We start from the raw sequence: 11,838 nt of genomic DNA on the forward strand, positions 1-11,838 counted from the left end.
TCCGCGTGAGCCGACCTATGTCGACTTCCTTAACGCCAACAACGCGCTAGGCGGCAATTTCCTCGCGCGCNTTAAGGAAGTCGACATAGGTCGGCTCACGCGGATCGACCGGCGTGCGCTGGCCGCCCAGAATGAAGCTTTGCGGCGAGTTCGGGCGGTTGATCAGCACGATGCGCGGCTCGGTCGGCATGGCCGCCATGCTGCCAAAGCTTTTGGTGCCCTTCGCCACATTCGGAGCCTGCCAATCGCCGAAGACGGCGTTCAGCGCGGAGACGATCTCGTTCAACGGACGGTCGGAAACGACGAAGACCTGGCCGTTATCGGGCCGGATCCAGCGATCCTTGAAGCCGATAATATCGGCGCGCGTGATCGACTCGACCGATTCCGTGGTGCCGCTGCCCGGGCCGCCATAGGGGTTGTCCGCCCCGTAGACGAGCGGTGCCAGTGCGCGCACCGCGATGTTTTGCGGCGTGCGGAGTTCCTGCTGGATGCCCGTGAGCTGCTGATTGCGGACACGCTCGATCTCCGCCTCGGCGAAGGCCGGGTTGCGGATGATGTCGCTCATCAATTCGAGCGAGGGCACCAGGTTCGCGGAGAGCGAGGACAGGGTGAAGCTCGACCGATCGGCCCCGCCACCCGTCGAGATGCTGGCCCCGAGCCGCTCGCGCGCTTCGGCGATCTGCTGCGAGGTCATGGTGGTGGTGCCTTCGTCGAACAGGCCCAGCGCCAGCGATTCCAGCCCGCGCTTGCCGCGCGGATCGGCGGCGCTGCCCGCATCGAAGGACATGGTGACATAGGTCGCGGGCACCGCGTCGCGCTGCGCGTAATTGAGGCGCATCCCATTGGCGAGCGTGACGTGCTGGACATCGGGGAAGTCCAGTTCCGCCGTGCCGGAGATCGGCGGCTTGGGCCGGACCTTGGTGACGGTGATCTGCTCTTCGGCGGCCGCTTCTTCGGCAGCGGTCGGCTCGGCGGCGACAGAGGCGGCTTCGGCGTATTTGCCTTCGCGCTCGCCCGGTTCGAGGACCAGAGTCATCGCCGGGCGGGTCATCCAGCGCTGCATCGCGGCCTGGACTTCACCCGGCGTCAGCGTGGCGAGGATTTCCAGCTGGTTGGCGAAATAATCGGGATCGTCGGCCAGCACTTCGCCCGATGCCAGCGTGACCGCCTTGCCACCGAAACCGCCGACCTGTTCGAGGCCCCGGATCGTGCTGGAGACAGTGCTGGTAGCAGCACGGCGCACTTCGTCTTCGGTCGGGCCGGTGCGGATGAAATCGGCGACCAGCTCGTTAAGGCGCTTTTCCACCAGCGCCGGATCGACGCCGGGACGGGCCGTGGCGCTGACATTCAGAATGCCGACGCGCTGGAAGCTGAAATTGCCCGCCGAAACGCTGACGGCCAGCTTCTCGTCACGCACCAGCGCTTGGTCGAGACGGCTGGAGGCGAGGCCGCCCAGGATCTGCGTCCCCACGGTGAGCGCGGTCAGTTCGCGATCGAGCATACCGGGCGCGGTCCAGTATTTGGCGATATTGGTGGCCGCCACCTGATCCTTCATCACCGTGCGGACATCGGCGGGAAGCTCGGTGATTTCGGCCATCGCAGGCTCATTCACCGGGCCGCGCGCGATCGGGCCGAAATACTTCTCGACCATCGGGCGCGCCTGTTCGGGCGAGATGTCGCCGGCGAGGACCAGCGTGGCGTTGTTCGGGCCGTAATTGTCGCGGAACCAGTTCTGCACCGTATCCATCGTCGCCGCGTCGAGATCGGCCATCGAACCGATCGGCGTGTGATCGTAGGGGTGGGGCGCGGGGAACAGCGTGTTGACGATCTCGTAGAAGACGAGCCCGCCCGGCTGGTTGTCGCCCTGGCGCTTCTCGTTCTGGACGACGCCGCGCTGGTTATCGAGCTTCGCTTGCGTCACCGCGCCGAGCAGGTAGCCCATGCGATCGCTTTCCAGCCAGAGCGCGCGTTCGAGAGCGGCGGTGGGGACGGTCTGGAAATAATTGGTGCGGTCGAAATTGGTGGTGCCGTTGTAATCGGTGGCGCCCATTTCCTGCAGGTACTGGAAATAATCTTCCGGCGCGTTTTCCGATCCATTGAACATCAGATGTTCGAACAGGTGGGCAAAGCCGCTTTCGCCCTTGGGCTCGTCCTTCGAGCCGACATTGTACCACACCGCGACCGCCACGATCGGTGCCTTGCGGTCGGTATGGACGATCACGTCGAGCCCGTTCTGAAGCGTGAACTTCTCGTACGGAATTTCTACCTCGTCGATCAGCGAGGCGAGCTCGGCAGGCTCCGCGGTGGTCATGTCGCCCGCATCGGCCATCGGTGTCGCGGCAGCGGGCGTGCTCGCCATGTCCATGTCGCTTGCAGTGGTGGTGCAGGCGGCGAGCACGAGCGATGCAGCGCCCGCGGCGAGAATGGATTTGATGCGCATGATTTTCCCCAAGGTTTTTCGTGTTCTAGTTGGCAGCGTGGTAAACAGGTATCGCGTCAGCGGGCATTCGTCACTCGCTTTCGAGACGCGGCATTCGCGAGGACATCCTCGCGCCAGAAATGCACCGGCTTCAAGCGGTGCTGGACGAACAGCGTAGCCTGGTCGGTGAAATGCACATTGCGGGGCCGCGTGGTCGCCGCGCCGAAGGGCTGGATCGATTCCGAACGGACTCGCCGCCCGTCCTGCCATTCGACGAACTGGATGAAGCTGTCCCCGTGACGCACGGCGAGCCGCCCGTCATCCGCGACATCCCAGGTGGTGGATGCCCGCAGCGTATCCGATCCTCCGTCCAGCGGCAGATCGACGGCATAGGGCCCCGGCCCCTGGCGCAGCCGAAGCAGATCGCCCATCGGCGGATCGATCCGCCCGAAATGAGTCTGGAGATGCTCGACTGCCTCGGTCAGTTCCTCGCGCGCATCGGGCCAGGGATTGTTCTGGTATTCCGACGACATGAAATCGCGGACCAGCAGCAGGGCCAGGGCATCCGCGCTCCCGACATTGTCGGCGGTGAAATCCCAGGTCAGCAGCAGGTCGCGCGCCTTGGCCAGCTCGGGCGCATCCGACAGGTCGAGCGCCGCCATTTCCTCGAACATCCGCGCCAGATAGCCGGTCCGCTCGTAGCCCGTGTCGTATTTGATCTCCTCCAGCCGCGATCGGTCGATCAGGCTGGATTCGCTCATCAGCTTCCAGGCCCTGCGCGACCGATTGGTCTGCTTGGTCTCGACGCCCAGTTCAGGTGCGAAATCGTCAGGCGACAGGTCGCTGCCCGGCCCGGCGGCGGTGTAGGGCGCATTATTCGCGTTGTAGAGCCAGCCGCTCGCCGGATTGAAATAGCGCGGCAGGCGGTCGTAGGCGACCGGCCCGGTCCAGATCAGCGTGGGATCGTCACCGGGAAGGATGCTGCGCCAGTCCACGCCCGGCTTCCGGTCGGGCAGAGCGGCGTTGTAGATATAGGCGATATTGCCCTCGCGATCGCCGTAGATGAAATTGGTGCTGGGGATGTCCATGCGCGCCAGCACGCTCTCCCATTCCTCGAAATCCTCTGCCTTGTTCAGCCGGTAATACGCATCGAGTTGGCCGAGATTGTCGATCCCGCCATAGCGGAAGGCGAAGACGCCCCTGTCGTTCTTGATGACCGGCCCGTGGACGCTGCGATAGACCGTGCGGCGGATCGGCAGGACCATCGGACCCATCTTGACCGGGAGAGTGACGGTCTTCTCCTCGAGTTCGAGCCAGCGGTCGCCGAGGCGGTAGCGCGTGCCGCTATCGTCCATCACGAGCTCGTAGACATCGACCATGTCGGGCCGGTTGACCGTGTTGGTCCAGCCGAGATTCTCGTTATGGCCGAGGAAGGGAAACGGGCTGCCGGGGAAATTCGCGCCCGCATAATGCCAGCCTTCGCCGCTTTCGACGACCAGCTCGTACCAGGCGACGCCGCCCCGCCAGGGCTGGTGCGCATTGGAGACGAGCAGAGTGGGCCCACCCGATTTCTCCGGCGCGATGGCGAAGGCGTTGGAGCCCGCCAGCGCTCCGTCCCTGCCGAGGGGGAGGGGCGCGCGAGCGGGTTCGGGCCGGGCGGCGGCGCTGTGGTCCGCCGTATCCTCGATCACGCGGGCAGGCGGGATGCCGTCGTCTGCGGCAGTGGGATCGGGCACGATCGGCGGGCCGAATTCCGGCCGCAAGTCCTCGCCCGCCACCAGCGGCCCGATGATATTGTTGAGCCCGAAGAAGAATGGCTGGCGCAGCGCGAAGCCTGCCGCCACGTCCGTTCCGTCGACGGGGAAGAGATTGGCGATCTTGAGTTCGTCCGGATGCGCGGCGGCGAACTGGTTGAGGCCGCTGGCATAGGCTTCGAACAGGGCACGCGTATCTGCGGGAAGGTCGGGATAGCGCCGCTCCGCCGTGCCGCGCGCGTCGAGGAGGTGATAGACGTAATCGACCTGCGCCCCGTCCTCTCCCGCGATCGCACCATAGCGGCCGCGGCTCATCGCCATCACATCCTGCAGCGTGAAGAAATCGTCCTCTGCATGGGCGATGGCCACCCCATAGGCTACGTCGGCATCGGTCTCGCCGTAGATATGCGGCACACCGAATTCGTCGCGGATGATTTCCGCGCTGTAGATCCGGCCGGACGAGCTGCCGCTGGTATCCTGCCGGGCGAAGAAAGGCTCCCACGTAGCCAGAGCGACGAAAGCCGCCATCAGCAAAACCAGCAGGACAAAGCCGACGCGCGGCAACCATCTTTTCATCGCATATCTCTCCCGCGCTCTGCCTAGACGCGCGGAGCGCAGGAACAAGCCCGGTGCCGGAAAATTTTCGCCCGAGGGACTGTCCAGCCGAAGCGCAGGTTCTATATTCGACTAACACACCCCCTGTGGCCTGGAAATATACAGACCACACTTGTGTTGCGGAATGGCAACACCATATCGTTCGGGACACAGCATCAAAGGTAGCCGCCCATGAATCTCGAAAAGTTCACCGACCGCGCCAAGGGCTTCCTCCAGGCCGCGCAGACCGTTGCGATCCGCATGAACCACCAGCGCATCAGCCCCGCGCATCTCCTCAAGGCGATGATCGAGGATAGCGAGGGCATGGCGTCCGGCCTGATCGCACGTGCGGGCGGCCAGCCGCGCATGGTGGAAGACGATTTGGACGCGGCGCTGGCAAAGACTCCAGCGGTTACGGGCGGCGGCGCGCAGGCGACGCCGGGGCTGGATAACGATGCGGTGCGCGTGCTCGACCAGGCCGAACAGATTGCGCAGAAATCGGGCGATTCCTATGTGACGGTGGAACGGCTGTTGGTCGCGCTGGCGCTCGCCACCACGACCTCGGCGGGGCAGGCACTGAAGGCCGGGCAGGTCGATCCGGCCAAGCTGGAGGCCGCGATCACCGAATTGCGCGGTGGGCGCCGCGCGGACAGCGCCAATGCCGAACAGGCCTATGATGCGATGGAGAAATACGCACGCGACCTGACGCAGGCGGCGCGCGACGGCAAGCTGGACCCGGTAATCGGCCGTGACGAGGAAATCCGCCGCACCGTCCAGATCCTCGCCCGGCGCACCAAGAACAATCCGGCGCTGATCGGCGAACCCGGCACGGGCAAGACCGCGATCGCGGAAGGGCTTGCCCTGCGGATCGCCAATGGCGACGTGCCGGACAGCTTGAAGAACCGCACGCTGATGTCGCTCGATCTGGGCGCGCTCATCGCGGGCGCGAAATATCGCGGCGAGTTCGAGGAGCGGCTGAAGGCCGTGCTCGACGAGGTGAAGGGCGCGGACGGGCAGATCATTCTCTTCATCGACGAGATGCACACGCTGATCGGGGCGGGCGCATCCGAAGGCTCGATGGATGCGGGCAATCTGTTGAAGCCAGCGCTCAGCCGCGGCGAGTTGCATTGCATCGGCGCCACCACGCTCGACGAATATCAGAAATATGTCGAAAAGGATCCCGCGCTCCAGCGGCGGTTCCAGCCCGTCTATATCGAGGAGCCGAGCGTCGAGGATACGATCTCTATCCTGCGCGGCATCAAGGAGAAATACGAGCTTCATCACGGCGTGCGCATCACTGATGGCGCGATCGTGGCGGCGGCGCAGCTTTCGAACCGCTACATCCAGAACCGCTTCCTGCCCGACAAGGCGATCGACCTGATGGACGAGGCGGCATCGCGCATCCGTATGGAAGTGGAATCGAAGCCCGAAGAGATCGAAGGTCTCGACCGGCGGATCATCCAGCTGAAGATCGAGGAGCAGGCGCTCCAGAAAGAGAGCGACACAGCGTCCCGCGATCGGCTGGAGGCGCTGCGCAAGGAGTTGTCCGAGCTCGAACAGCAGTCGAGCGAATTGACGACGCGCTGGCAGAACGAGCGCGACAAGATCCATGCCGAAGCGCGGATCAAGGAAGAGCTGGATGCGGCGCGGCTCGAGCTGGAACAGGCGCAGCGCGCGGGCGATCTCGCGAAGGCAGGCGAGCTGTCCTACGGGCGCATTCCCGAGCTTGAGAAGAAGCTCGACGAAGCATCCGGCCAGACCGAGAACGCGCTTCTCAGGGAAGAAGTGACCGAGGACGACATCGCGGGCGTCGTCAGCCGCTGGACGGGTATTCCGATGGACCGGATGCTCGAAGGCGAGCGCGAGAAATTGCTCCAGATGGAAGAGATTCTCGGCAAGCGGGTGATCGGCCAATCGCAGGCGATCGACGCGGTGTCGAAAGCGGTGCGCCGTGCGCGCGCGGGTTTGCAGGATCCCAACCGGCCGCTGGGCTCGTTCCTGTTTCTCGGCCCCACCGGCGTCGGCAAGACCGAGCTGACAAAGGCGCTCGCAAGGTTCCTGTTCGACGACGACCAGGCGATGGTGCGCATCGACATGAGCGAGTTCATGGAAAAGCACGCCGTTGCCCGCCTGATCGGCGCGCCTCCGGGCTATGTCGGCTACGAAGAAGGTGGCGTGCTGACCGAAGCGGTCCGTCGGCGTCCCTATCAGGTGGTGCTTTTCGACGAGGTCGAAAAGGCGCATTCCGACGTCTTCAACGTGCTGTTGCAGGTGCTAGACGACGGACGCCTCACGGACGGGCAGGGTAGGGTGGTCGATTTCTCGAACACGCTGATCATCCTGACTTCGAACCTCGGGAGCCAGTTCCTTGCCCAGATGACCGACGACCAGCAGGTCGAGGATGTCGAACCGCAGGTCATGGATGTCGTGCGCGGCCATTTCCGCCCCGAATTCCTCAACCGGCTGGACGAGATCATCCTGTTCCACCGTCTCGGGCAGGATCACATGGCCCCGATCGTCGAAATCCAGGTCGTGCGGGTCCAGAAGCTCCTGAAGGATCGCAAGATCACGCTCGACCTGACCGATGCGGCGAAGCGCTGGCTTGGGAGGGTCGGATACGATCCGGTGTATGGCGCGCGTCCGTTGAAGCGCGCCGTGCAGCGCTACGTACAGGATCCCCTCGCCGACAAGATGCTGCGCGGTGAAGTGCCCGATGGCAGCTCGGTAAGGATCGACGAAGGCGACGGGGCGCTGGAGATGGCGGTGGAGTAAAACGCCTGACGTTCCGACCATCACGCCCTCGACTGCGTAAGCAATAACGAAAAAGGGCCCCGGTCTCCCGGGGCCCTTTTGGTTTTGAGCGGATCTCTCCGGCTGACTTAGAAGTCGGCGGTGATCCCGGCATAGAAGTACCGACCGGTATTGCTGAAGATACCCGATCCAGCGCCTGCGCCCGTCAGGCCGAAGGGCGGGAGTTCGTCGGTCAGGTTGTCGACACCGGCGTAGAAGGTGAACTCTTCATTCACGTCGTAACCGAAGCGAATGTCGTGGAACGCCTTGACCGGATACTTGCGCTCAGCCGTGAAGTCCGGATTGGCCGGCGGCGCCGTCACCAATTCGCCGACCGTACAGCTAGTGGTGGTGCGCGGTATTACGCCGCCACCGGCACCGTCCGAAATACATTCCGTGGTGTACGGGATGTAGTTTTCGGCAGCTCCGATGTACTGCGAGTCGATCCAGCGCCAGCTATAGCTGAACGAGATCGGTCCGGTCTGATACGACGCGTTGAAGTTGAACTGCCACTCCGGATCGCCGAGTTCGCCTTTGACGATATTCGGCAGATCGGGATTGTCGACGTCGAGGAAATTCGTCCGGTCGATGACGTGGGTGGCCAAGACGCGGAAGCTGATCCGATCGTCATTGTCGAACGTCTTCGTGTACCGAACGTCGAAGTCGATGCCTTCGGCGGTCAGGTTCGCGTAGTTGATCGGCGCGATGTTGATCGCATTGGTGTTCGCAAGCGAGCCATCGGGCAGACGCGGAGCGATCAGCGGGCAGAACCGGTTGTCCAGCGACGGCGCATCGAAACAGTTGGTCAGGATCTGCTGACCGCTGATGTTCGCGATGACGCTTTCCACCTCGATATTGTAGTAATCGACCGAGGCGGTGAACCCGGGAAGGAAGTCCGGCTGGAAGATCGCACCGATGGTGTAGCTGTCCGACTTTTCCGCTTCGAGCAGATCGTTACCGCCCTGGAGCACGGAACGGTTGCCCGTCACCGGATCCTGGAACCCGACCGGAACACCGGCGGCGCGGCAGTTAGCTTCGCGGGTGGCGGTGCCGTTCTGGATGTTGTCGGCGTCGCAGGGATCGTTCAGGAATAGAAAGTTTTCCGTCGGCGGCGAGAACAAATTGCTCAGAGTCGGCGAGCGAACCGCACGCGAATAGTTCGCGCGCAGACGCAGCGAGTCGACCGGCTCCCAGACGAGGTTGCCGTTATAGGCCCAGACACCACCGGTGTTGCCGGCACCCGAATTGTAGTCCGAGTAACGAGCGGCTGCGGAAACGGTCAGTTCGTTGAAGAACGGAACGTTGGCAAGCAGCGGCAGGCTGAGTTCGCCGAACACTTCGAACACTTCGAGTGCCGGAGGATCGAACACCTGGAACGCGTTGAAGAACGTCGCCCCGCTCGCCGACAGTTCGTCGGGCTCGGAGAAGGCTTCTTCACGGCGCCATTCGGTGCCGAGAACCGCGCCGATTGGCCCGCCGGGAAGTTCGAAGAACGAAGAGCTGTCCGAGCTGATATAGGCGAGCGCGTTGTACTGTTCCGCACGCTCACTCAGCCCAGCGTCGACAAGAATGTAATCGAGCGCGGCCTGGCTCGGAGCACCGGCACCGAGGACATTGAGCGGCGAACAGGCCGGATCGTCATTGCTGGGATCGGCGTCCGCATTGATACGGCAGACAATCTGGCCCGACGGGGCACGCACGGCGTCGAGAGCATTACGGGTGTTCTGGTAGATGATCTGGTTCTGAGCGAGGAGCTCGCTTTCGAACCGACCGTAATTGAACGAAACATCGTACCGCGTGTTGGCCGCGATATCGCCTTCGACACCGGCAACCACACGATAGGTTTCGCGCACGACGCTGTCATTGCGGGTGCCGAAATCGCTGTTGTTGCGATTGATGAAGAAGCCTTGCGATGCCGCTGTCAAACCACCTGCACCGAATGCCCGGAGCAGTTCACCCTGAACGTTGTTCCGGATCACCGCCGCATCGGCCGGGTTCAGATACGGATTGTCGAAGCGGATGAAGAAGGGCGGGGAGGTCAGGCCGTTCGTACAGCTGGGATCGAGGCCCGACAGGCCGTTCAGGCCGCCACAGAAGCTGTTGAAGAAGGTCGGCGTACCCTGGCCGAGGGCTTCGATGCGAGCATATTTCGCTTCGAGGTAGGGGCGGAACGCATCGCTGACATCGAAATGGGTGAGCAGATTGATGTTGTAGCGTTCGATGTCGGGAATAAGCGAACCGTCCGAGAGAGTGGAACCGGTCCCGCCTTGCGTGAAGCTACCGAAAATCGGGCCATTGGTCTCGTAGAAGAGACGGCCGTCTTGACCGAAGCGATACCGTCCGAAGGAATTGCCGGTCGGGCAGCTGGTGGGCTGACGAGCTTCGAAGCCGCGACGACAGAACGAAGCGACCGTACCGCCTTCGGAGATGAAGTCATACACCAGACGATCGGCGAGGATCGTGTCGGGGTTGCCGTCCGAATTGGTCAGTTCGGTGTCGCTATCGACCGTGATGAAGGACCGGAAACCCCGTCCGAAGCCCGAAATTTCGGGGCGCTGCGAATTCAGGACGCTTTCGATCTTGCTGTATTCGCCGACGAGGGCGATGTTGCCGCGACCGTCCGCGAAATTGCGACCGAAGGCGAGGCTGGTGGAATACCGGCCATTGTCGCCACGCTCGGAAATGCCGGCCTGGGCGTTCAGTTCAAGGCCTTCGAAATCGCGCTTGAGAATGAAGTTCACCACCCCGGCGATGGCGTCCGAACCGTACACGGCCGAAGAGCCACCCGTGATGATGTCGGTCCGCTCGAGCAGTTCGAAGGGAATGGTGTTGACGTCGACCTGGAAGTCGCCCGCGCTCGACGTGACGTGGCGACGACCGTTGACGAGGACCAGCGTGCGGCTCGTTCCAAGGCCGCGAAGATCGAGGAAGTTCACACCGGTCGTGCCGATGAAGCGCTGCGAGTTCGACGAGGAGAACGTTGAACGCAGCGAGGGAAGGTCGTTCAGCGCGTCGCCGAGCGAGATGGCGCCATCGTCGAGGATTTCCGACGCCTCGACCGAGGTGACGGGAACCGGCGAGTCGAGGTTCGGCCGCGCGATACGCGTACCGGACACGATGATCAGACCGCTGCTCGTCGCGCCCGCACCGGCATCGGCGGACGGATCGCATTCGCCATCATTGTCCACATCGGCGCAATCCGGAGTGACGGTACCGTCGTCTTCGGCATTCTGGGCGAATGCAGGTGTGGAAAGGGCTAGTGCGGCAAAACTTGCGCCCGCGCAAAGAAGGGCGCGGCCTCGCGCGGTGGCGAAGGTGGTTTTCATCTGGATTATCCCCTACAAGAAGGTCGGTCTGCTCCGACCCGCCTGAGGACACAAGCATAGAGGCGAGAGGCAAGGCAAGCGCGGCGGTGATGAATGCTGCATGACCGGCATGATTGCACGGTATCAGTAACACAATTGCAACACCCTTGCGTGGCGCTTGCTGAAATACCGGATCGCTGCACAGGCTGATCCGTTGCCCAGCCCTCTATCGGACGGGGGCGCGTTCATTCCACGCGCTTCCCCTTCACGCCGATCTGGCCAGCGATTCGAATGAAGAAGGATCCAAGCGAGGCCTTCTTAAGCACGATCTCGTCTCCCGGCCTGGGCATGCGAAGGCGCGAAGGAGCGCTGTCGATTTGCCAGACGCTTCCTTCCTCGATCTTGATCCGGTAGCCGTTGCGACCATAGCGGCTGACCCCGGTTATCGTCGATTCCAGCATGTCGATTTCATCGTCATTCCCGCTGCCGAAGATGTCGAGTTTGGGCAGGGTGAAGCCGAACAGGCCGCGCCGAGTCTGCTGGATCTCCTCGCGATCGACGAGGCGCACCTCGCCGCTGTCACGCGCCTCGACGAGCGTAGCCGAAGCACGGTCGAAGCATGCGAGGCGCTCCGCCGGCACCGCTATCGAGCGACAGGCTTGCAGTTCTGCGAGCAAATCCTTCTCTCCAGTGCCATCTTGAGCTGCGATCGGCGAGGCGAAAGCGAGGCTGGCGAATAGAAGCATCGCCGCGGCAGAACGTGTGCTGGGTCGCGAAAGGATGAGAGAGGGTTCGGTGCTTTCGGCTGCGACGTTCATGGCGCGGGTCATTCGTAAATCTCCATCAGAGCTGTAACGCCTTAAATGCTTTTCTAAAATTCGACTATGCCTATCCCCGGCGACCTCGGAGAGGGGGTGCAGTCGGTGTCTCTCGAATGTCACACTCGAAAGCTTCCGCATCTGCGAAGGTGTGGGAT

The 11,838-nt window shown here is 63.0% G+C and carries 5 protein-coding genes; 1 reads left to right on the plus strand and 4 read right to left on the minus strand.

Features of this window, described 5'->3' with window-relative positions; translation table 11 throughout:
* Positions 1-46 precede the first annotated feature (46 nt).
* Both A3736_RS04820 and A3736_RS04825 read right to left on the minus strand, forming a co-directional pair.
* Positions 47-2,440 (minus strand): pitrilysin family protein, encoded by a 2,394-nt coding sequence (locus A3736_RS04820; protein ID WP_082851317.1) that lies wholly within the window; start codon positions 2,438-2,440, stop codon positions 47-49.
* Between the two features lie 56 nt (positions 2,441-2,496).
* Positions 2,497-4,749, minus strand: a complete 2,253-nt coding sequence (locus A3736_RS04825) for a penicillin acylase family protein (RefSeq protein ID WP_067679902.1) — start codon at positions 4,747-4,749, stop codon at positions 2,497-2,499.
* 210 nt (positions 4,750-4,959) lie between these two features.
* Between A3736_RS04825 and clpB the strand changes: the two genes are divergently transcribed.
* A complete protein-coding gene (gene clpB / locus A3736_RS04830; protein ID WP_067679905.1) occupies positions 4,960-7,539 on the plus strand; it encodes an ATP-dependent chaperone ClpB in 2,580 nt (859 codons plus the stop codon).
* A gap of 107 nt (positions 7,540-7,646) precedes the next feature.
* Here clpB and A3736_RS04835 read toward each other — a convergent pair whose 3' ends face one another.
* Together A3736_RS04835 and A3736_RS04840 are read right to left on the minus strand one after the other, a co-directional pair.
* The gene (locus tag A3736_RS04835) at positions 7,647-10,883 is read right to left on the minus strand and encodes a TonB-dependent receptor domain-containing protein (RefSeq protein ID WP_067679908.1); all 3,237 of its coding nucleotides are present in this window, start codon (positions 10,881-10,883) and stop codon (positions 7,647-7,649) included.
* Positions 10,884-11,107: 224 nt separating this feature from the next.
* Complete coding sequence (locus A3736_RS04840) at positions 11,108-11,803, minus strand: hypothetical protein (RefSeq protein WP_156501980.1); 696 nt, start codon at positions 11,801-11,803, stop codon at positions 11,108-11,110.
* Between the last annotated feature and the right edge of the window lie 35 nt (positions 11,804-11,838).

It is taken from the genome of Erythrobacter sp. HI0063 (genome assembly GCF_001635685.1).
Classification (GTDB): domain Bacteria; phylum Pseudomonadota; class Alphaproteobacteria; order Sphingomonadales; family Sphingomonadaceae; genus Qipengyuania.

Coding starts and splice junctions, on each gene's coding strand:
- A3736_RS04825 (WP_067679902.1), bottom strand. CDS start 4,749: ATGAAAAGATGGTTGCCGCGCGTCGGCTTTGTCCTGCTGGTTTTGCTG.
- clpB (WP_067679905.1), top strand. CDS start 4,960: ATGAATCTCGAAAAGTTCACCGACCGCGCCAAGGGCTTCCTCCAGGCC.
- A3736_RS04835 (WP_067679908.1), bottom strand. CDS start 10,883: ATGAAAACCACCTTCGCCACCGCGCGAGGCCGCGCCCTTCTTTGCGCG.